This window comes from Gulosibacter sediminis (genome assembly GCF_030011715.1).
GTDB lineage: Bacteria > Actinomycetota > Actinomycetes > Actinomycetales > Microbacteriaceae > Gulosibacter > Gulosibacter sediminis.
Genome location: NZ_JASCYH010000003.1, coordinates 43,556 through 63,580, shown reverse-complemented (window position 1 = coordinate 63,580; position 20,025 = coordinate 43,556). Strand labels below are relative to the sequence as shown.

Here is a 20,025-nt window from a genome sequence, read left to right as displayed (position 1 = left end):
GTAAGCTAAACGCGCTTTATCTTTCATCTTTGCGGTCTTCTGGAAAGGTAAGACATGCGCACCGAGCAGTACATCAGCACGGCATTCGGCACGATCGTCACCAACCCAGTTGGCGCATGGCGACACCCCTACTTCCTCCCGGTCAATATCCCCCGGGAACTCGTCCTGAGTCCGGAGTCGTTGGCTGCAGTGTCGCGCGCGGATCTCGCGCTGGGCAGGCTTTCCGGCCTGGCGATGCTGATTGATGACCCCGAACTGCTGCTTGGGCCCTCGATGGCGCAGGAAGCGTTGGCAAGCTCAAGGATCGAGGGGACACAGGCCTCGCTTAGTGATGTGCTGAGCGCTGAGAATGCCGACGAGCCGATCGACGATGAGAACCTCCGCGAGGTGAACAACTACCTCAACGCGGCCGCAGAAGGTCAAATGCTGCTGCAGAAGTGGCCGCTGACGCAGCGATTCATTTGTGCGCTTCATGCGACCCTCCTCGCGGATGTGCGAGGCGACGAGAAGTTCCCTGGTGAGTTGCGGCGCTCACCGGTCTGGATCGGCTCACCCAACGCGCGACCCGAGACTGCACGCTTTATTCCACCGCATCACGAACAGATCGGCGACCTGCTTGCAGACTGGGAACGGTTCGTGAACGAGCCGTCGACGATGCCGGTGGTGCTGCGTGCCGCACTCATGCACTACCAGTTCGAGACGATCCATCCGTTCCTCGATGGCAATGGGCGAATTGGACGGCTATTGATTGGTTTCATGCTCGTCGCCGACGACGTCCTTAGCGCTCCGATTCTTCCGATCTCGGACTACTTCGAGCGCAACCGTGACCAGTACTACGACCGTCTGCAGGCCGTGCGCGAACGTGGCGAGATTGAGGAGTGGGTGCAGTTCTTCTGCGAGGGTATCGAGCAGCAGGCGAAGCGGGCCGCGGCGCGCATCCGTGCTCTCGTTGAGGTGCGCGAACGGTACCGTCGAGAGACGATCAACGATCGTTCGGCGCTGACATCCGTCATCGATCTCATCTTTCGCAACCCGGTCATCACGGTGGCAACAGTCATGCGCCATGCCGAGGTCAGTCGCCCCGCGGCGTCGGCGGCGCTTCGGCGCGCGGAAGCGCGTGGGTGGCTCGTGTCGGCGGGGCGCTGGGGTCGTGGTGGCCGCGAGCGTTGGATTGCCACAGAGATCTGGGCCGCGGTATCCGACGGCAGCAAGTTTGAACACGAAGCGCGGGGGAACGAGGAACGATGAGTGCACTAACGGAAGACCTCTGGGAGCGGGATGCGCTGGACACGCTGGCGGAGCCGCTCGGCTGGCGCCCCGTGGCTGGTGATCAGATCGCGCCGGGTACCGGGGAACGCGATACGTGGGATGACCTCCTCATTCGTCCGCGTCTGCTCGAAGCGCTGCGCCGGCTCAACCCCGGTGTACCAGCCGAGTACCTGCAGCAGGCGCTGGCCGAGATCGCCGCTCCGAAATCGCAGGATGCGATCACCGAAAACCACCGGATCCACCAGTACCTCGTCGGCGGGTATCCGCTCGGCTACATCGACGCTGACGGTATCGAGCAGAACGTCCGGCTGCGCCTGCTCGGCACCGAGCCTACAGACAACGACTGGCTCGCAGTCAACCAGCTCACGCTCCGCCAGGGCGATCTGCACCGCCGGTTCGACATCGTGCTGTTCGTTAATGGGATGCCGCTCGTTATCGTCGAGCTGAAGCGCGCCGGCTCCGCGTCCACCGGCGTCGCCCCCGCTCACGCTCAGCTTCAGACATATCTGCGGGAGTTCCCGATGGCGTTCCGCTTCTGCGTCATGACCCTCGCCAGCGACGGGCTCGATGCCAAGTACGGTACGCCCTTCACTCCGCTCAACCACTTCGCGCCGTGGAACGTCGACGATGACGGCGCACCGCTGCAGCAACCTCGTGTCGAAGGCGGAGTTTCGGTCGAGCCCATCGACGACGCCCTCATTGGGCTGTTCAACCAGGAGCGGCTTCTGCAGCTCGTGCGCAACTTCACCGCGTTTGACGAGAACGCCGACGGCCTCACGAAGCGCATTGCCAAGCCCCACCAGTATTTCGCGGTGACGAAGGCCGTCGGCTCGACCGTGCAGGCCGTCGAGACTAATGGCAAGGCTGGCGTCGTCTGGCACACGCAGGGCTCGGGCAAGTCGATGGAGATGGAGCTGTACACGAACCTCGTCTCGCGGCATCCGAAGCTCAAGAACCCCACCGTGGTCGTCGTCACCGACCGCACCGAGCTTGACGGGCAGTTGTTCCAGACGTTCCACCAGAGCCTGCTGCTGCCCGATGAGCCGGTGCAGGTGCGCGAGCGCGCCCAGTTGCGCGACGAGCTGCGCAACCGCGTCACCGGCGGTATCTACTTCACGACGCTGCAGAAGTTCGGACTGACCGAGGCGGAGAAGCAGGCCGGCACGCAGCATCCGCTGCTCACTGATCGACGCAACGTTATCGTCGTCGTCGACGAGGCGCACCGCAGCCACTACGACGATCTCGACGGGTACGCGCGGCACCTGCGCGATGCGCTGCCGAACGCCACGCTCATCGCGTTCACCGGCACGCCCATCTCGTTCGCCGAACGCGATACCCGCGCCGTGTTCGGCGACTACATCGACATCTACGACCTCACCCGAGCAGTCGAGGACGGCGCAACCGTGCCCGTCTACTTCGAGCCGCGGCTCATCAAGGTGTCGTTTACCGATGAGGTGAGCGAAGCAGACATTGATCGCGCCGCCGACGAGTACACGCTCGGCCTGGACGACACTGAGCGGGCGCGACTCGAAGCATCCGTCGCCGTTGTTAACGCGGTCTACGGTGCGCCCGAACGCATCGAGACGCTGGCCGCTGACCTGGTGCGGCACTGGGAGGAACGGCGTGAGCGGATGAAGCCGTTCCTCACGACGCCCGGCAAAGCGCTCATCGTCGGCGGCACTCGCGAAATTTGTGCGCGGCTCTATGACGAGATCGTCGCTTTGCGGGCCGACTGGCATTCCGATGCGCTCGATGCCGGTCGCATCAAGGTCGTCTACTCGGGGTCGGCGTCGGACCAGCCGCCCGTGAGCGACCATGTGCGGCGCGACTCGGAGAACAAGGCGATCAAGGCGCGGCTGAAGAACCCCACCGACGAACTCGAACTCGTCATCGTGAAGGACATGATGCTGACCGGGTTCGACGCGCCGCCGTTGCACACGCTGTACCTCGACCGGCCGTTGAAGGGTGCCCTGCTCATGCAGACCCTCGCGCGGGTGAACCGTACGTTTGAAGGCAAACAGGACGGCCTGCTCGTCGCGTATGCGCCGCTGGCCGACAACCTGGCGACGGCGCTGTCGGAGTACACCGTGTCGGACCGCGAGAACAAGCCGATCGGCCGTGACGTCGATGAAGCGGTCGCGATCGCGACTGAGCTCGTCGCACAGATTCGTGAAATGCTCGCAGGCTGCGATTGGCGTGCGATCGCGGCCGCGGGTGGTTCTCGTGCGTGGCGGACGGCGGCGACCACCGCGACGAACTTCCTGCGGGACGCGAGCAATCCGCTGAATGCGCCTGAACTCGAATCCGAGCGACTCGCGGCGCGATACCGGGCCGCGACCGGTCAACTCGCGCGCGCCTGGGCCCTCGGATCGGGTCGCGAGGGGCTTGCGGAACTGCGCGACGAGATCGCGTTCTATGAAGAGGTTCGCGTATGGATGGCGAAGTTTGACGCCGCCGAACGGCAGTCGCGCGACGAACCGATTCCAGAGGAGATCTCACGTCTGCTGGGTGGGCTCGTCGCCGATTCGATTACGCCGGGTCAAGTGCTCGACATCTACGATGCGGCCGGGCTGCCGCGGCTGGCGCTCGACGACCTCGGGCCCGAGTTCCTCGCGAAGGCGCAGGCCGCACCGAACGCGCACCTCGCGATCGAAGCGCTCCGCCGGTCTCTGACGGATGCCGGGGCACGTGCGACGCGCGGCAACCTCGTGCGGCAGCGGGCGTTCTCAGAACGGATCGTCGAGGTCATGAACCGGTATACGAACCAGCAGCTCACATCTGCAGAGGTCATCGCCGAGCTGATCGAGCTGGCAAAGGACGTGGCTGACGAAGCCGCGCGCGGATCGACGTTCTCACCACCGCTTTCGAGCGACGAACTCGCGTTCTACGACGCCGTTGCCACGAACGAGTCGGCCGTCGAAGTCCAGGGCGGAGACGTGCTTGCGCAGATCGCGCGCGAACTCGTGTCAGTCATGCGCCGCGACGTGCGCACCGACTGGACCGTGCGCGACGACGTTCGCGCCAAACTGCGATCGTCGATCAAGCGACTGCTCGTGAAGTACAAGTACCCGCCGGACAAGCAGCCCGAAGCGATCAAGCTGGTCATGGACCAGATGGAGTCGATGGCGCCGCGGTACGCGAACGACCGATCGAACGGGGCCTGATCGGTGCGGCCCGTAAGGTTCAGGCTCACGCACACATCACAGCTTGTCCTCGAGCCGATGTCGGTGGATGCTGCGATGATGGGTCCATGGTGTGATTGTTAACTTCGTTTGGCGGTTTCTGCGCACCTAATATTGGCGGTTCAACTGATTCCGATCACTAGCGTGGATCGCGCAGCTTCAACAACATCATCGGTAATCGTGTCCAGCTCATTGATTTTCATGACTCGCTGCATCTGTGTGAAGAGTCGATCGATCAGCCGGAAATTACCGCGCGTGATACGGGCGATCGCCGCGACAGCTTGCGTATCGGTGAAGTCCTCCAAGTCCAGAGTTTTTCCGAGGGCACGCCACTTTCGTTGCAGAACGAAATGCAGTTCATCCTGAGCAAGCGGACGGTACTCGTGAGCAAAACCAACACGGCTATAGAGCTGAGGGTATCGACTGAACTGCTTTTCGATGCCAGGCATCCCAATCAGCATCAGCGCGATATTGTTCCTGTCATACCTATCTCGTAGCACTTCTAAGGCAGTGGCGTTGAGTCGCTCCGACTCGTCGACGATGATCAGCTCAACATGCTTGTCTTGATTCATCGGGCCCGTCATGGCACCTAAAGTATCGAGATGTTGATGGATACAGATCGAAGTCCGGGTGGTGACCAGAGAGAGTTCATCCTTGATTTGCTTAGGCGTCGTCAGAACCCCTGGGGTGAAGAAGACGGTCCGCGTTTTGGCCAGATCCTTGTAGATCTGGAGGTCACTGTCCTCCCGTCGGCCCCATTCCTCTATTAACGCCTCGGTTTTCGGGCTCCAGTTGGCATAACGTTTAGCCGATAGGGTTTTGCCAATTCCAGCTTGTCCATAGCAGACCCCGATAGTCCGCTGCCGACGCACCGCATTGGCGAACTCAGTGAAGCGGCGGTGCTCCTTCGTTGCGATAAAAGTTGTTGGTCCCATTACTCGTCCTCCTCGTAAGTGCGCAGCTTCGTTTTCTTGGTTCGGTGGACCGCCGGATCAGGCTGGGGTGCCTCCGTGGTTGGTTGCCCGGCCGGTAGAAATTCCGCGACGGTGGCGATTCGTTCATTGATTTGTCCGCGCAGCTGACGCTTTCGTGCAGAGCGTGCTTTCTGGATGTCCTTAAAGGTCATGATGGATCGTTCGTGCGTGGGATCCATAGCTTTGCAGATGTGCTGGCCACGATGAAAGACCTGAATCTCGGCAACGTCTCGCGGGTCGTAGCGAAGGATGACGGATTCTCCGACATAGGCAGCCAGCAAGGGAGATATGTAGCGTAGCCCTTGGAAGTGCACCCCATCGCGGTGGACGATTCGAGGTTTGGCGACCGTGAGCAGCAGCAGGTTCAGTTCATCGATGGATTCAGGCAGACGCGGCAACCAGCCGTTGCCCTGCCACGCTTTTTGAGGTGTTTCTTTGATCTCTTGGTGTTCACGCTGGTGGTAATTCTGCCCAATGAACTCACCTAGCGCCGTGTCCAGTTCACTAATCGATAGTCCGGGTTTGGGATTGCGTACGTTGTGCAAGTAACCCGGTAGCCGGGCCAAAAGCTCGGTATTCAACGTACCGAAGAAACGCTCAATCTTTCCTCTGCCCTGTGGCCGGGCTACTGCAGAGAAAGTGATTTCGAAGTGCAGGTCTCTGGCGGCCTGCGCCATGTGGTGGCTCGTGAAATCGGTTCCGTGGTCCGCGTAGAGCACATCAGGGATTCCGCACATCGGCCAATCAGCTGTCTTTTTGGGCCAGATCGCCTCACGCAACGCCAATGCCGTATTCAAGGATGAGGGAGCACCGGTGAAGATCATGTACCCGCACAGGGCTCGCGAGTAATCATCCATGATCGTGGTGAGCCACGGGCGAACCGGCCGATGACCAGTGTCAAAAACCAGAATGTCGAGCTCGGTATGATCAGCCTGCCACACCGCGTTCGGACGTTCGGCGCGGCGGCGCCAGACCAGTTCGTACTTATCGCGGTACACCGCCGCGCCTTGCTGCGCCAGTGTCATCATCCCGGGATCTATCTCGCCGACAATCGAGCGGATGGTTGAGTAGGAAACCGGTGCCCACCCCTGGTGGAGCGCCACCTTGTTAGCTTGCTGGTGGATGGCTGCCGTCGTCCTGGGCAGTTTAGCTAAGGCGAGGCCTTCGACCAGCTTCACGAAGTCGCTGGGCATCCGGCGTCCGCGTTTGCCCTGTGCCACCGGTTCCAGACCAGGCTTCCCCTAGAGCTTGAAGCTCTGGTGCCATCGCTGCAGTGTCCTCAGGCCGATATGGTGTTCCTCAGCCAAGACCGTCAGCGGCACTCCGTCTTCGACGTGTTGCCGCAGTATTTCCCAGCGTGCCGTTGCCTTGATCAGGCCGCTGTAAGAGGTTCCTGCTTTCACGGTACTGCTGCCATTCTGGTTTTGTCCCAGCGGTGCGTCCCTGCGCGGTTCGCTTCGCCGGGACATGGCCGATCACAGGCTCTTGACAGAGGCGGATTCTTGGCCCAAGTGGCGGTAGAACGTCGCGCGGCTCCAGCCAACCAGACGTGCTGCGTCTTCGGCGGTGCGTCCCCTGGCGCGGGCATCTTTGGCGATCGCGAGCTTATCGGCAATCACCGCCGGGTCAGAGACCGGCCGGCCGAAACGGGTTCCGGATTGCCGGGCGGCAGCAATGCCGGCATTGACTCGTTCAACGATCAGCTCGCGCTCGTACTCGGCCAACGAGGCCAGCATGTTCAGCATCATCCGCCCGGTCGACGTGGCCGGGTCGATCCCATCGGAAATGGAGCGGACATTCACCCCGCGCTCGCGCAAGAGGTTCACGGTGTTCAAAACATCGATCAGGGATCGCCCGAGCCGGTCTACTCGCCAGACCACCACGGTGTCCCCGGACTGCGCGTACTCGAGCAGTTTCTTCATCCCGGGCCGCTCAATCGCGCTCCGGCTGCCGGACGTCACATCGGCGAACACGTCGCGTTTCTGCACCCCCGCTGCAGCAAGAGCGTCGAGTTGCAAGGCCGCGTCTTGGCTCGAAGTGCTCACTCGTGTGTATCCCAAATGCCTCACCTGCCCAGTGTGACTCAAAAACCCCTGTGCGGCAAGCAGGTAAGACGTTTTACGTTGGGACGAGTTTATAAGACAAATACAGCCCGCGTTTTCCAAGTATTTGATGAGACAAGTTTCTACTCTAGGTAGCGCCTCAAAAAGCTTTTGGTTTTCGAGACACCTTTAGACAGAGCTCTTCCCTCGCGGAGGAGGGTGCTTTTTCGAGTCGCTACGCCTTGGGCGTGGAGACACCGCTGGTACTTACGTCAGCATCACCGACGAGTATCGCTGATCTTTATTGCGCGCGGGCAATCTAGACTCGCGCCTGCCAGATTGTAGCGGTATGGGCGTTCGCACGGCCCATCAGTCTGTGTCTCCGTCCCCGGACAGTGCTGGCGCGCCCATGTCTTCGGTCCATACTGCCGTGGCGCCGCTGTGACCGATGAGGATGGCTTGCACGGTGGTTCCTGTCGACACCACGAGAGCCAGCAGAATCAGCATGATTGGTACCCACCGCGAACCAGGACGCGCCGCGACCGGCAATTCCGACTCTCTGGACGCTGCGATTCGTGCGCGCTTCTCGCGGATGTTCCACCACAGCAGGGCACCTGCTACTACGACGAGGCCTATCACCCAGGGAAGGAGTCCGTCGGCCAGAGCGGCGTGAGTTTCGATGAGATCGTTCCCACCGACCCGCGCCTCGAGTCGCTCGCCTGATTGTGTCGAGAAGGGCACGAGAACGAGCGCGACCAGTGAGACGCCAAGCGGCAGATACCCCGCCCAACGACGGCATCGAGGCCAGACGGCCGCCAGAACGACCAGTAGTGCCGCCAGCGGAACGATCACCTCTGTCGCGTGCACGATGAACGGATGCAGGGGAAGCCCAAAGAATGTGTCGAACATGGTTCAAGGTTGGGCAGGAATTCTTCCAGGATTCTTTGAAGCGGCCATGAGCCGCGGAAGGGGCTTATTTGTCACGCCCCGTTCGCACCACATGGCCGAAAGGTCAGACGACGCCGGATGCTCCTAGGAGCACCCCCACCCCGTAGGTCGCCGCGAGTGCCAGCGCTCCGCCGATGACGACTCGCAGCGTGGCCCGCAGCCGTGAGCTGCCGCCGATCGTTGCCGACAGCGTGCCGGTGACCGCGAGAGCCATGAGAACGGCGACGAAGGTAACGGGGATGCGCCAGTCCGCTGGGGGAAGCAGGATGGCGAGCATTGGCAGGATTGCCCCGATGGTGAAAGCCGCCGCCGACGCTGCCGCCGCATGCCAGGGGCTCACGACATCGTCTTGATCGATGTTGAGTTCGATCGAGAGGTGCGCCGCTAGGGCGTCGTGCTCGGTGAGCTCAATGGCCACCTGGGTAGCGGTGCTCTCGCTCAGGCCCTTGGCCCGGTACAGGGCGGTGAGTTCGTCGAGCTCCTCGGCGGGCATGTCGCGCAGTTCGGCGCGCTCCTTCGCGATGAGGGCCTTCTCGCTGTCGCTCTGGCTGCTGACTGACACATACTCCCCGAGCGCCATCGAGATCGCGCCGCCGACCAGGCCCGCCACGCCCGCGGTGAGGATGGGACCAGTCGAGCTCGTGGCTCCGGCGACGCCCACGACGATCGCCGCCACCGAGACGATGCCGTCGTTGGCCCCCAGTACGCCGGCGCGCAGCCAGTTGAGGCGCTGCGCGATGCCTCCCCGGTGGGGTTCGTCGGCGTGCAGCGCGGGTGCGGTGTATCCATCGGTCGACATGCGCTCACTCAAGCACCGATGTCCCGGCACGTCAACGTTGGTGAGGCTAAGCGACCCGGGGAATTTCGGCTAAGAATTCTGGAAGAATTCGGGACGATTGTAGGGAGGGTAGAAGACACTCACCCGAATCGAGGACACGATGACTCTCAGAACGGCACCCACCGTCCCTGTGCGGACCCGCCGCATGGTCGACCCGGTCGACCGTACCCGGCGCATCCGGGGCCGACGTCGGAGGCGCACGGCCGACGCGATGATCGCCCTCGTCTGGGCATCGGTCGCCGCCGCCATGACCTTGTGGCTCGCCTACGGCGGTCTGAACACCGTCAGCGGCCTCGCTACCGCACTGACCGCCGCGGGCATCGTGACCGGCCTGGTCGGCACTGACCTCATCCTGGTGATGCTCGTGCTCGCCGCTCGCATCCCGGCGGTCGACCGGGTGGTCGGGCAGGACACGGCGATGGCGTTCCATCGGCAGCTCGGTAAGCCCGCGCTGTATCTGATCCTTGCCCACGGTGCGCTGCTCACCGTCGGCTACGCGATGGCCGACGGGTCGAACGTCGTCACCGAGACCATCAGCCTGTTCCAGGGCCCAGATATGGCGCTCGCCTACCTCGGGCTGGGCCTGCTCATCGCCGTCGTGGTCACCTCGGTCGTCGCGGTGCGGCGGCGCTTCGCATACGAGGCCTGGCACCTCATCCACCTGCTGAGCTACGCGGCCGTGCTCGTGGCGCTGCCGCATCAGCTGAGCGCAGGCGGTGTGCTCGCCGACGGCACCGTGCAGCGGGTCTACTGGATTGCGCTGTACGTGCTCGCCTTCGGCGCCATTGCCGTGTTCCGTTTCGCGGTGCCCGCGCTGCGCAGCGCCCGACATGGTATCCGGGTCGCTGGCGTCGAGCAGGTCGCCCCCGGGGTCGTCTCGATCCACCTCGCCGGGCGGGACCTCGACCGCCTGCAGACCGCGGGCGGGCAGTACGCGATCTGGCGGTTCTGGACCGGCGCCACCTGGTGGCATGCCCATCCGATCTCCTTCTCGGCGGTTCCTACGGCGTCGTCGGCGCGCCTGACGGTGCGCGACCTCGGCACCGGCAGTGCGGCGATCTCTCGTGTGCGCCCCGGCGCCCGGGTGTCGATCGAGGGCCCCTACGGCGTGTTCACCGAGGCGCACCGGGTGGCCCCGAAGCTGGCCGTGGTCGCGGCGGGTATCGGCATCACGCCGATCCGCTCGATGCTCGAGCACTCGACGCTACGCCCCGGCGAGGCCACCGTGCTGCTGCGCGGCAGCGATCCCTCGCAGAGCTACCTGTGGGACGAGGTCGGCGCCCTCCGCAGCATGCGCGGCAATGCGGTCTTCTCGATGATGGGCCCGCGACCGCAGGGGCTCGCCACCTGGATGTCGGTCGAGGCACTTGCCCACGGTGTCACGATCGGCACGGTTTTCCCCGATCTGCTGAACTCCGATCTCTACGTGTGCGGGCCGCAGTCGTGGATCGATCTGGTGATCCGCGACGCCCGGGCGGCCGGTCTGCCCGAGGACCAGATCCACGTCGAGAGGTTCGACTGGTGAGGGCGCGCGCACTGGCCCTCAGCATCTTGTCGTCGGCGGCCGTGCTGACCGTGGGATGGCAGCTCGGCACGCAGGGCCAGACCCCGACTGTTCCGGATGCGACAGCCACCACCACGACCACGGCTCCCAACGGCGGGTCGATGTCCTCCGCAGCGGCCGCCCCGGCGCCCACTCCGACCGCCGCCGGCAGCAGCGCGAGTGCCACAGCCCCGGCGTCGGACAGGGCTTCGGGCACATTCACCGGTACCTCCGTGCAGACCCGCTTCGGCCCGGTGCAGGTGCAGATCACCGTCGCGAACGGCAGCATCACCGATGTCACCGCGCTGCAGCTCACCGACAAGGATCAGCGCTCGGTGTCGATCAGCAACCGGGCCGCGCCGGTACTGCGCCAAGAGGTTCTGGCGGCGCAGTCGGCGAACGTGCAGGGCGTCTCGGGTGCCACCTACACCAGCGACGGGTACCTCAGCTCGCTCCAGTCGGCGCTCGACCAGGCCGGGCTCTGACCATGGGCGTGCACGTGTTCGACACCATGGGCACCATGGTGAGTCTGCGCTTCGCCGGCTCCACCGCCCCCGCATCCGTTCTCGACGAGGTCGAAGAGGCGTTCCGAGTCTTCGACGAGCGGTTCAGTTTGTATCGGCCCGACTCCGAGATCAGCATGATGGCTCGCGGGGAGCTGCCGCTGACCCGGGCTAGTGCGGAGCTTCGCGAGGCCTATGCCGACGCCTTCGACTGGTCACGGAGCACCGGCGGCACCTTCACACCCCACCGCCCCGACGGCGTGATCGACCTCTCGGGCACCGTCAAGGCCAAGGCGATGGAGGCGGCGGCGCGGGTGCTCGAGTCGTCCGGCGAAACCGACTGGATGCTCGTGGCCGGCGGGGACATCCTCACCCGGGGCGATCTCGGCGGCCCGCCGTGGCGCGCCGGCATCGTCGACCCGGACGACCGGGGCGCGCTGCTCTGCGCTGTCGAGCTCGTCGGCCGACACACTGCCCTGGCCACCTCGGGCACCGCCGAGCGGGGCGAGCACATCTGGCGCACCGGTGACCCCCGTTCGCCGCAACGCTACCGCCAGGTGACCGTGCTGGCCGACGACATCGTCACCGCGGATGTACTCGCCACCGCCCTCGTCGCGGGCGGGCCCGACCGCTGCCCGGAGTTGATCGACCGCTTCGACATCGAGGCGATCACCGTCGACTACGCGGGGCACCTCACCGCGACACCAGGGCTGCAGAGCGCCCGGGGGCTCACGCCGATATGAGCCTCGCTGCCCCCTGTTTACCCTATACTTCGAGCATGTCGCAGCGCGCACGCATTCTGCTCGTCGAAGACGACGCGCGCCTGGCACAGATGCTCGAGCAGCTGCTCGCAGCCGAGGGCTACGACACCGTGCTCGCCCGAGACGGCCAACGTGCCCTGCGCGAAGGCCTGACGCACGAGTTCGACGCCCTCGTGCTCGACCGGGGGCTGCCGGTGTTGGAGGGGCTGGACGTGCTGTCCCGTCTCCGGGGCCGCGGCATCCTGACCCCAGCCCTCGTGCTCTCGGCGCTCGGCAACCCGGCCGACCGCGTAGAGGGCCTCGATCGGGGCGCGGAGGACTACCTCGCCAAACCCTTCGACATCGACGAGCTGCTCGCCCGCATCCGCGCCCTACTCCGCCGACACAGCAGCACAGTGCCGGTGCTGGCACTAGTGAGCGGGTCGCTCGATACGGCGAGTCGTACCGTGACGACGGGAGAGGGCGAGAACGTGACCCTCTCCGAGCGCGAGTCGCAGCTGCTCGAACGGCTCGCCCGCCGGCCGAATCAGGTGTTCGAACGGAACGGCCTGCTCGCCAGCGTTTTCCCCGATGCCGACGACCCCGGCGTGGTCGACACCTACGTGCACTACCTGCGAAAGAAGCTCGGCCGCGACAGCGTCAAGACGGTTCGCGGTATCGGGTACCGGCTCGGACCGCTGCCGTGAGAGCGCTGCGCACGGGCGACGACCTGAGAGGCGCGTCGCTGCGGCTCACCGCACAATTCACCGCCCTCCTGTTATTCATCCTGGCGATCGTCGGCACGCTCGTCTATCTGATCGTCAGCACGAGCGTGACCGAATCGAACCAGCGGGCACTTGTCGCGGCCACCCGGCTCGACTCGCCCCAGGATGCGCCGAGCGGCACCTACCTCTCCCTGGTCGACGGGCGCACCGGCGACCAACTCATCTCCTCCGACGACCTACCCGAGGGATTGCTCGACACCACGGCCCTCCAGTCGGTAGCGGCCGGCGGCGCGGACGTGCAGGAGCAGCGCACCGTGGACGGGCGCGACTACCTCCTCCTCACCACCTCCGCCACCGGGGACCGCAGCCACGACCGATTCGTGCAGGTCGCGCTCGACCTGCACGAGAGCTCCGAAGAACTGGGCAGGCTCGCGACCGCGCTGATCGCCGGCGGACTCGTCGCGGCCGTGCTCGCCTTCGCCACCGCCTACCTGATGGCCCGCCGCGCCATCCGCCCCCTGGCCGAGGCGCTCGCCCTACAGCGCCGCTTCGTCGCCGACGCCAGCCACGAACTCCGCACACCACTGACCCTGCTGAGCACCCGGGCGCAAATTCTGAAACGCCGAGGCGGCAATGACCTCCCCGCAGACGTCACCACCTCCGTCGATGAAATCGTCACCGATACCCGGACGCTCACCGAGATCCTCGAAGACCTCCTGATCGCCGCCGACCCGCGAACCGTGGTCGAGCCGACCCCGGTTGACCTCAGGGCTGTCGCGGACAATGCGGTCGGGCTTCTCCGTGACGACGCAGGTCGGCGCGGCATCTCCCTCGCCCGCGCGGGCGACCCGGAACCGATCATCATCCCCGGGTCGCGTGCCGCTCTGCTGCGCCTGGTGATCGCCCTGTCGACCAACGCGCTCGACCACGCCCGCACCGCGGTGACGGTCACCGTCTCGGCGTCGAACGGGAACGCAATCGTACGCGTGACGGACGACGGTCCGGGATTCTCACCCGAGGTCGCGTCCACAGCCTTCGACCGCTTCGTCAGCAGCCGGAACGTCGACAGCACCACACGCCACTACGGACTCGGATTGGCAATAGTCGCGGAAATCGTCCAGCGCCACCGCGGTACCGTCACTATCGAACAACCGACCACCGGCGCATCCGTAACGTGCATATTCCCGCTCGCACCGGCAAAGCTGCACTCCGCTATCCGGCAAGGAGAGTAAATCTGTTCAGACCTCCAGGACCGAAATCGGACCCGAGAACGCATACGGCCGGCATGACGGCCGACCATATTTCGCGCGGCTAAAGCGCAAAACCACCGGGGGCGACCGCCAGCCGACGAACCAGCCGCAGTCTGTCTGAGGCCAGGCGAAGCGCTTCAACGAGCGTGATCGACTCGCCCTGCCGACGAGTGAGCCATGCAACAATGCCAATCAATTCAAGCCACAGCAGCGGGATGCCGTCGGCTGCAGTGAGGGCTCTCGACCAAAACGGATCCACAAGGCTTACCTCGTGACCTCTGTTGTTGTCGATATGGTCATGTCATCCAGGTTCGGGAGTGTATGCGAGATCCCGTGCCTGATGTCATGCACGATCGTTTCGGCGGCTGAGATCGGCATATCAGCGACAGCTACCGTTGCGGCGCCCTGGAGTCGGTGGCCGACCCATCGCAGCTGCAGTGAAGGCACGGCGAGAACCCCCGGGGTGTGTTCGATCGCGTGCCGCGCTCGCTCGACGAGCTCGGGTTCGATGCCATCCATGAGGCGGCGCCCGATGCTGCGAACGGTTCCCCAGAGGAGCACGATGATGGCGGCTGAGATGAGCAGTCCGACGATGGGGTCGGCGAGCGGGAATCCGAGCATCACGCCGAATCCGCCGAGGACGACGGCGAGCGAGGTGAAGCCGTCGATGCGCGCGTGCACGCCGTCTGCGACGAGTGCGGCGGAACCGATCCTCTGGCCGACCCGGATTCGATAGATGGCGACGATTTCGTTGCCGATGAAGCCGATGAAGCCCGCGGCGATAACCCACCCTAGGTTGTGGAGAGGTTGCGGGTTGAAAAAGCGTTCGATCGATTGATAGGCGGCGACGACCGCTGACAACGCGACCACGGCGATGATGAACAGGCCTGAAAGGTCCTCCGCCCTTCCAAACCCGTAGGTGTAGTGCTTGGTCGCGGCGCGTCGGCCAAGCACGAACGCGACCCACAACGGGACCGCGGTCAGTGCGTCAGAGAAGTTATGGATGGTATCTGCGAGCAAGGCGACCGACCCACTGATGATGACGACGACGAACTGCAGAATCGTCGTTCCAAGCAGAACGAACAGACTTATCTTGAGCGCCCGCACGCCCTGAGTGCTGGCCTCGAGGGCATCGTCGATGGAGTCGGCGGCATCGTGGCTATGGGGCACGAACAGGCCGTAGAGAAAACCCTTGATGCCGGTCGGATGTGAATGCCCGTGGTCGTGATCGTGGGTGTGCGCGTGGCCGGGAGACTCGTGGTGTTCGTGCTGGGTCGGCTCGTCGTGTCCGTGGTGAGTGTGGGGCGTGCTCACCTCACGGGCTCGGTTCGCGTGTGGTGGTGCCGCGGTGTTCCACCGAGCGAGTGCTCGGCCTGGAATATCGCGTCCGAGACGAGCTGACTCGCGTGTTCGTTCTCCAACCGGTAGAACACACGCGTCCCTTCTTGCCGGGTCGCTACGAATCGTCCCAGCCGCAACTTGGCGAGGTGCTGCGAGACCGCGGCAGGCGACTTGTCGACAAAGACAGCAAGGTCATTCACGGAGCGCTCCCCCTCTCGAAGAGCGAGAATCAGACGCACCCGGGTCGCATCAGCGAGCATCGAAAAGACTTCCACCGCAAGTTCGACGAACTGGCTGCCAGGGTCGCGGCCACAAATCACACTATCTGCATGCATACGCAGATTATTGCACTTACCGGTCTCGAATGCGTAGGCAGGGCAATCGTTTGGGTGAGGCCGCCGCAGCGGATATGCACAACGTCGCGGCGACCTCGAACCCGACTCAACTACGGAAGTTCGGAGTGCTACTTCTGCATGCGGGCGATTAGCCATGGCCGCCTGAGGGTCGAGAAGTGTTCGGAAATCCTTGATAGCGCCAAATAGCGATCACAGAACGCCGCCACAAAGCGACAACAACCACAGTCCATGGAGAGCCAAGATGTCAACGTTCGAGTACTCACCGTCGACGACGCAAAGCGGCGGCGCGAGGAAATTCTGCGTGAGACAGGCTACTCAGCGTACGAGCTGCTTGAGCGCGAATCCGCGTATGAGCTCACTCTGGAAGAGCTCGAAGTCGTGCGTGAATTGCGACGTTTAGAGTTCTTAATCGCGTGAGCGAGGACCTCATTGCAGCGGCTCGAGAGTATGCCGTACGTATGATGGAACGGCTCGCACTCATCGTTCCAACGGGAGACATCGGGCTGGAGTGTGAGGCTGTAAAACGGAGTGACGGCCTCCGCATGACCATCGCGACGGCAGTCCAGGGTGGGCTCGTTCTTACGATCGACGGCGATCCGCGACTGCAGTTGGAAGTCGACCAGTACCTCTTCGTGAGCCCTGATTCGGGCAACGTAGCAACTGAACGTTCGTCGTTCCTGGTCCGCGTTGTGGACGAGCCGCGGCCAATGTTCACGCTGGACTATGTCCGCGGCGCGCGTGCGAATACCCCGGCGGCACACTACAACTTCCACTTCGAACATGATGAGGTCGTGCAAGAACTGCTGCTTGCAGGATCAAGGCGCCGAGGCAAGCTACACAAGAAGAACGCGATGAAAGGCAAGTCACCGAAGCTCGGAGACTTGCATTTCCCAGTTGGCGGGCACCGGTTCAGACCTTGCCTTGAGGATGTCTTGGAACTCCTATGGTCAGAGTTCGGAATCGACGTCCGTAGTGAGACAGCGCAAGACGCAATCAGTGCGGGTAGAGCGGAGTGGCGCCAGTTTCAACTCAAGGCAGCAGTTGCAGATGACCCGATGAGCGCAATCGAAGAACTCGAACGGCTGGGGTTCACGGGCTCTTGGAGCGAAGGTGTCGTGCCCAGGACTGCACGAATTGATCGTGTGACGGCCATGTGAGACGGGCGCCTGTGGCCAAGGCCATCAGACCTCGCGGGCGGCACCGAGCGCGGCGACAACGGCGTACGGATCCACGTCGATGTTGCCCGCGGCGATCGAGCGACGGCGTCGCTTGCCCGCGTGTTCCCAGGTGAACTCCACCCGGGCGTCGTTGAGGCCAGCGGCCGGAATGAGTCGCGCGGTCGTCTCTGTACGCGTCCATTCCTCGGCGCGGACGCGTGGCATGAGCGCTGACGGACGGTCCATCGCGGGGAAGAGAACGTCGGTGGGTGTGATGGTGACGGCGACCTCGGGCATGCGGAGCCGTCGCCGGAGTTGGCGCACTCCGAGCGCGCAGAGGGCGATCGGAACCACGAGCAGGGCTGCGACGGCGAGCACGAATGCGACATCGACGCCGCCCATGGTGGCGGCCCAGGTGACGAACGGAACCAGCACGAGCAGCCCGAGCAGCATCCCGAGGATTAGCAGCAGGACACCCTGCTTGCGCACGAGGCGTTGCAGAGTCTCGTCGGTGGCGAGTCGGCCGGACTCGTCGTAGCGAACGACCAGCGTCGTGGTTGGAATCATTGCGCTCCTGAGCGAGGATTGCGACTCGATGCCGCGCGGAGCTAGTGGAGGGGCTGACGGGAATCGAACCCGCGCTGTCTGCTTGGGAAGCAGAAGTTCTACCATTGAACTACAGCCCCGGAGCGCAATGCGCCTGTGCAACTCTAGCAACATTCGGCCCGTCGGTGACCTTTCAGTGCGAACCTCACAAATTTGACTCATTCAAATTAGAGGCAAGGCTAAGCATGCTAGCGAATCCCAGTTTTGGCTCATATCGTTACTGCCATGAAGATCGACGAGAAGTACGCAGACGCCATCAACGACCAGGTTCGACTCGAGTACACCGCATCCCTCGTTTATCGTCAGCTTGCTGCCGACATGGAGGCGATCGACCTCACCGGTTTCGCGCAGTGGTTCTGGGCCCAGGCCGAAGAAGAGATCGAGCACGCGCAGAAATTCACGCAGTACCTGCTCGACCGCGACGCGCACCCGGTCATCCAGAGCATCGAGCTCGAGGGCAAGACCGTCGACAACCCGCTTGACGCCTTCAAAGCCTCGCTCGCGCACGAGGAGCTCGTGTCGGAGTCGATCCGCAACCTCTACCGCATCGCCGACCAGGTGGGTGACATCGACTCGCGCCCGCTGCTGCACTGGTTCCTCGACGAGCAGATCGAAGAGGAGTCGACCGTGAGCGAGATCATCGGCCGCCTCGAGCTCCTCGACGGCAACGGCTCTGGCATCCTTGACCTCGACAAGCAGCTCGGCGACCGCGACGTCGTCGCCGCTGAATAACCCCGAAGACTGGCCCGCAAGCCCGCCCTTCAACTCGGCACCCTCGCGCTCGCACCAGCGCGGGGGTGTCGACCTTTCCCGGTCAAGAATCGCCTCGAGCGTCGCCTACGCTTGAGGGATGCTGCTCAGCGACCGCGACATCCGCGCCGGCATCGACGCCGGCAAGATCGGCCTTGACCCCTGGGACCCCCAGGCGGTGCAACCCTCGAGCGTCGACGTGCGCCTCGACCGATACTTCCGGCTCTTCAACAACCACAACTACCCCTACATCGACCCGGCCGAGGAGCAACCCGACCTCACGCACCTCGTCGAGATCAACCCCGACGCGGCGTTCATCCTGCACCCGGGGGAGTTCGTGCTCGCGTCGACGTTCGAGCAGGTGACGCTCGGCGACGACGTTGCGGCGCGCCTCGAGGGCAAGAGCTCGCTCGGCCGACTTGGCCTGCTCACCCACTCGACGGCCGGCTTCATCGACCCGGGCTTTCAGGGACACGTCACCCTCGAGCTCTCGAATGTCGCGACGCTGCCGATCAAGCTCTGGCCGGGCATGAAGATCGGTCAGCTCTGCTTCTTCCAACTCTCCTCTCCCGCCGAGCTGCCGTACGGCTCGAAGGAGTACCAATCGCGGTACTTCGGGCAGCGAGGACCGACGGCGTCGCGGTCGTTCCAGAGCTTCTCGCAGGTCGACGTTTCGGTGACGGATGCGGGCTCGCGCGGCGAGTAGCCCACCCGCCTGGCTCGACGAGCCGCTCGCCCTCGCGCGCCGGCGCGGCGGTCCGGCGCAGTTGATCGTGCGGCGCGGTGGCGAGACTCTCGCGGATGCGCGCTTCGGCGTCGGCGCGGAGGCCTTGTTCTGGCCGTTTTCGGTGTCGAAACTCTGGCTCGCGACGCTGATCTGGGCGCTCCACGACGACGGCCTGCTCGACGTCGACGAACCCGTCGCCGCGTACTGGCCCGCGTTCGCGGCCGAGGCGCCCGGCGCATCCGAGAAACCGCGCATCACGGTGCGCGAGGTACTGCAACACCGCTCGGGCCTGCCGCGCGTCGGCGGTACCCTCGCCGAGGTCGTGTCGATGACCGACTGGCGCCGCGCGACCGGCAACATCGCAAGGGCGACGCCGACTCGGATGCCCGCGGATGCCAGGATGCGTCGGCCCAGCTACGAGTGGCTCGCGTGGGGATTCATGCTCGCCGAAGTCGCGTTCGGGGCCACGGGCGAACGTGAGCTGCAGGCGCCGCTGCGGGAGCGCATCCTTGAGCCGCTCGGCCTCGAATCGACCTTCGCGAACCTGCCGCGCACCCAACGCTGGCGGGCCGTGCCGTTTCGCGCGACCGAGCCGACGGCGAGCGTCACAGCGGCCGTGCTCAACCGCGAGCGGGTGCGCCGGGCGACGATTCCCGCGGGCGGGGTGTGGACGCAGGCGCACGACCTCGCGGCGCTGCTCGAGTCGGTGGCGCCGGGCCGTGACGGCCGCGCGCTCGGACTGCGCGTCGACACGGTGCAGCAACTGCTCACTCCGAGCAACGAGGGCGAGTTCGACCGCTACGCCGGCTCGCACACGTGGTGGAGTAACGGGTACCAACTCGGCCACCCGGGGCCCGACCTGATGCGCGCATCCGCCTTCGGCCGCCGCTCGAGCGCCAGGGCCTACGGCCACAATGGCTCGAACGTGTCGATGGCGTGGCACGACCCCGACCGCGACCTCACGTTCGTCTACCTCAGTGGCATCCTCTCGCCGTTCCCCGCGAACCGGCGCTGGCTCATGCGGCTCGAAGATGCGGTGCTCGCGGGCGCAGACGGGGCCTGACGTAAACTTGC

The 20,025-nt window shown here is 64.4% G+C and carries 21 protein-coding genes and 1 tRNA gene; 12 read left to right on the top strand and 10 right to left on the bottom strand.

The annotated features are described in order from the left end of the window. The first annotated feature begins 54 nt into the window (after positions 1-54). Both QM019_RS02405 and QM019_RS02400 read left to right on the top strand, forming a co-directional pair. Entirely contained in the window at positions 55-1,248 is a 1,194-nt protein-coding gene (locus QM019_RS02405; RefSeq protein WP_282851720.1) for a Fic family protein, read from the top strand. Beyond that, positions 1,245-4,433, top strand: coding sequence for a type I restriction endonuclease subunit R (locus QM019_RS02400; protein ID WP_282851719.1), 3,189 nt, complete (start codon positions 1,245-1,247; stop codon positions 4,431-4,433). The genes QM019_RS02405 and QM019_RS02400 overlap by 4 nt, the downstream gene beginning before the upstream one ends. Before the next feature lie 140 nt (positions 4,434-4,573). Here the strand turns inward: QM019_RS02400 and QM019_RS02395 are convergent, their stop codons facing one another. The 5 genes from QM019_RS02395 to QM019_RS02370 all read right to left on the bottom strand — a co-directional run bounded on the left by QM019_RS02395 (position 4,574) and on the right by QM019_RS02370 (position 9,214). Continuing rightward, on the bottom strand, positions 4,574-5,386 hold the full coding sequence (locus tag QM019_RS02395) for an AAA family ATPase (protein WP_282851718.1): 813 nt from the start codon (positions 5,384-5,386) through the stop codon (positions 4,574-4,576). Next, positions 5,386-6,618, bottom strand: a complete 1,233-nt coding sequence (locus QM019_RS02390) for a Mu transposase C-terminal domain-containing protein (RefSeq protein ID WP_282851717.1) — start codon at positions 6,616-6,618, stop codon at positions 5,386-5,388. The genes QM019_RS02395 and QM019_RS02390 overlap by 1 nt, the downstream gene beginning before the upstream one ends. A 282-nt stretch (positions 6,619-6,900) precedes the next feature. Then, the gene (locus QM019_RS02380) at positions 6,901-7,494 is read right to left on the bottom strand and encodes a recombinase family protein (RefSeq protein ID WP_035762867.1); all 594 of its coding nucleotides are present in this window, start codon (positions 7,492-7,494) and stop codon (positions 6,901-6,903) included. A 342-nt stretch (positions 7,495-7,836) separates the two neighbouring features. Beyond that, positions 7,837-8,376, bottom strand: coding sequence for a DUF2231 domain-containing protein (locus QM019_RS02375; protein ID WP_019289537.1), 540 nt, complete (start codon positions 8,374-8,376; stop codon positions 7,837-7,839). Positions 8,377-8,479: 103 nt separating this feature from the next. Further along, on the bottom strand, positions 8,480-9,214 hold the full coding sequence (locus QM019_RS02370) for a VIT1/CCC1 transporter family protein (RefSeq protein WP_044657637.1): 735 nt from the start codon (positions 9,212-9,214) through the stop codon (positions 8,480-8,482). 139 nt (positions 9,215-9,353) lie between these two features. Between QM019_RS02370 and QM019_RS02365 the strand changes: the two genes are divergently transcribed. The 5 genes from QM019_RS02365 to QM019_RS02345 are packed head-to-tail and all read left to right on the top strand — an operon-like array spanning position 9,354 to position 13,996. Continuing rightward, positions 9,354-10,778 carry a ferredoxin reductase family protein gene (locus tag QM019_RS02365; RefSeq protein WP_081015835.1) on the top strand — a complete coding sequence of 475 codons (1,425 nt, stop codon included), beginning with the start codon at positions 9,354-9,356 and terminating at the stop codon, positions 10,776-10,778. After that, complete coding sequence (locus QM019_RS02360; RefSeq protein ID WP_282851715.1) at positions 10,775-11,281, top strand: FMN-binding protein; 507 nt, start codon at positions 10,775-10,777, stop codon at positions 11,279-11,281. The genes QM019_RS02365 and QM019_RS02360 overlap by 4 nt, the downstream gene beginning before the upstream one ends. Positions 11,282-11,283: 2 nt before the next feature. Then, positions 11,284-12,042 (top strand): FAD:protein FMN transferase, encoded by a 759-nt coding sequence (locus tag QM019_RS02355; protein WP_428831951.1) that lies wholly within the window; start codon positions 11,284-11,286, stop codon positions 12,040-12,042. A gap of 35 nt (positions 12,043-12,077) precedes the next feature. Further along, on the top strand, positions 12,078-12,746 hold the full coding sequence (locus QM019_RS02350) for a response regulator transcription factor (RefSeq protein WP_196374801.1): 669 nt from the start codon (positions 12,078-12,080) through the stop codon (positions 12,744-12,746). After that, complete coding sequence (locus QM019_RS02345) at positions 12,743-13,996, top strand: sensor histidine kinase (protein ID WP_019289543.1); 1,254 nt, start codon at positions 12,743-12,745, stop codon at positions 13,994-13,996. The genes QM019_RS02350 and QM019_RS02345 overlap by 4 nt, the downstream gene beginning before the upstream one ends. 79 nt (positions 13,997-14,075) lie before the next feature. On the opposite strand, the gene QM019_RS02340 is transcribed toward QM019_RS02345, so the two are convergent. The 3 genes from QM019_RS02340 to QM019_RS02330 are packed head-to-tail and all read right to left on the bottom strand — an operon-like array spanning position 14,076 to position 15,690. After that, positions 14,076-14,273, bottom strand: a complete 198-nt coding sequence (locus QM019_RS02340) for a hypothetical protein (RefSeq protein ID WP_282851713.1) — start codon at positions 14,271-14,273, stop codon at positions 14,076-14,078. Between the two features lie 5 nt (positions 14,274-14,278). Beyond that, positions 14,279-15,328 (bottom strand): cation diffusion facilitator family transporter, encoded by a 1,050-nt coding sequence (locus QM019_RS02335; protein WP_345961010.1) that lies wholly within the window; start codon positions 15,326-15,328, stop codon positions 14,279-14,281. Next, complete coding sequence (locus QM019_RS02330; protein ID WP_055345763.1) at positions 15,325-15,690, bottom strand: ArsR/SmtB family transcription factor; 366 nt, start codon at positions 15,688-15,690, stop codon at positions 15,325-15,327. Before QM019_RS02330 ends, QM019_RS02335 begins: the two co-directional genes overlap by 4 nt. Positions 15,691-15,939: 249 nt before the next feature. On the opposite strand from QM019_RS02330, the gene QM019_RS02325 reads away from it, so the two are divergent. Continuing rightward, complete coding sequence (locus tag QM019_RS02325) at positions 15,940-16,128, top strand: hypothetical protein (RefSeq protein ID WP_282851712.1); 189 nt, start codon at positions 15,940-15,942, stop codon at positions 16,126-16,128. Then, complete coding sequence (locus QM019_RS02320; protein ID WP_282851711.1) at positions 16,125-16,868, top strand: hypothetical protein; 744 nt, start codon at positions 16,125-16,127, stop codon at positions 16,866-16,868. The genes QM019_RS02325 and QM019_RS02320 overlap by 4 nt, the downstream gene beginning before the upstream one ends. 24 nt (positions 16,869-16,892) lie before the next feature. On the opposite strand, the gene QM019_RS02315 is transcribed toward QM019_RS02320, so the two are convergent. Continuing rightward, entirely contained in the window at positions 16,893-17,435 is a 543-nt protein-coding gene (locus tag QM019_RS02315) for a hypothetical protein (RefSeq protein WP_282851710.1), read from the bottom strand. 45 nt (positions 17,436-17,480) lie between these two features. Beyond that, positions 17,481-17,554 (bottom strand) — tRNA-Gly (locus tag QM019_RS02310). A 145-nt stretch (positions 17,555-17,699) separates the two neighbouring features. Between QM019_RS02310 and QM019_RS02305 the strand changes: the two genes are divergently transcribed. From QM019_RS02305 to QM019_RS02295, 3 genes are all read left to right on the top strand, one after another. Next, positions 17,700-18,206, top strand: coding sequence for a ferritin (locus QM019_RS02305; RefSeq protein ID WP_282851709.1), 507 nt, complete (start codon positions 17,700-17,702; stop codon positions 18,204-18,206). Positions 18,207-18,324: 118 nt separating this feature from the next. Then, positions 18,325-18,930 carry a dCTP deaminase gene (gene dcd, locus QM019_RS02300; RefSeq protein WP_282851708.1) on the top strand — a complete coding sequence of 202 codons (606 nt, stop codon included), beginning with the start codon at positions 18,325-18,327 and terminating at the stop codon, positions 18,928-18,930. After that, positions 18,908-20,014, top strand: a complete 1,107-nt coding sequence (locus QM019_RS02295; RefSeq protein WP_282851707.1) for a serine hydrolase domain-containing protein — start codon at positions 18,908-18,910, stop codon at positions 20,012-20,014. The genes dcd and QM019_RS02295 overlap by 23 nt, the downstream gene beginning before the upstream one ends. Positions 20,015-20,025 lie beyond the last annotated feature (11 nt).

Bases quoted from the DNA above. Each gene is read 5' to 3' on its own strand.
- QM019_RS02365 (WP_081015835.1), top strand. From the start codon at position 9,354: ATGACTCTCAGAACGGCACCCACCGTCCCTGTGCGGACCCGCCGCATG.
- QM019_RS02390 (WP_282851717.1), bottom strand. From the start codon at position 6,618: ATGCCCAGCGACTTCGTGAAGCTGGTCGAAGGCCTCGCCTTAGCTAAA.
- QM019_RS02375 (WP_019289537.1), bottom strand. From the start codon at position 8,376: ATGTTCGACACATTCTTTGGGCTTCCCCTGCATCCGTTCATCGTGCAC.
- dcd (WP_282851708.1), top strand. From the start codon at position 18,325: ATGCTGCTCAGCGACCGCGACATCCGCGCCGGCATCGACGCCGGCAAG.
- QM019_RS02350 (WP_196374801.1), top strand. From the start codon at position 12,078: ATGTCGCAGCGCGCACGCATTCTGCTCGTCGAAGACGACGCGCGCCTG.
- QM019_RS02330 (WP_055345763.1), bottom strand. From the start codon at position 15,690: ATGCATGCAGATAGTGTGATTTGTGGCCGCGACCCTGGCAGCCAGTTC.
- QM019_RS02315 (WP_282851710.1), bottom strand. From the start codon at position 17,435: ATGATTCCAACCACGACGCTGGTCGTTCGCTACGACGAGTCCGGCCGA.
- QM019_RS02405 (WP_282851720.1), top strand. From the start codon at position 55: ATGCGCACCGAGCAGTACATCAGCACGGCATTCGGCACGATCGTCACC.
- QM019_RS02370 (WP_044657637.1), bottom strand. From the start codon at position 9,214: ATGTCGACCGATGGATACACCGCACCCGCGCTGCACGCCGACGAACCC.
- QM019_RS02305 (WP_282851709.1), top strand. From the start codon at position 17,700: ATGAAGATCGACGAGAAGTACGCAGACGCCATCAACGACCAGGTTCGA.
- QM019_RS02295 (WP_282851707.1), top strand. From the start codon at position 18,908: ATGCGGGCTCGCGCGGCGAGTAGCCCACCCGCCTGGCTCGACGAGCCG.
- QM019_RS02395 (WP_282851718.1), bottom strand. From the start codon at position 5,386: ATGGGACCAACAACTTTTATCGCAACGAAGGAGCACCGCCGCTTCACT.
- QM019_RS02355 (WP_428831951.1), top strand. From the start codon at position 11,284: ATGGGCGTGCACGTGTTCGACACCATGGGCACCATGGTGAGTCTGCGC.
- QM019_RS02400 (WP_282851719.1), top strand. From the start codon at position 1,245: ATGAGTGCACTAACGGAAGACCTCTGGGAGCGGGATGCGCTGGACACG.
- QM019_RS02325 (WP_282851712.1), top strand. From the start codon at position 15,940: ATGGAGAGCCAAGATGTCAACGTTCGAGTACTCACCGTCGACGACGCA.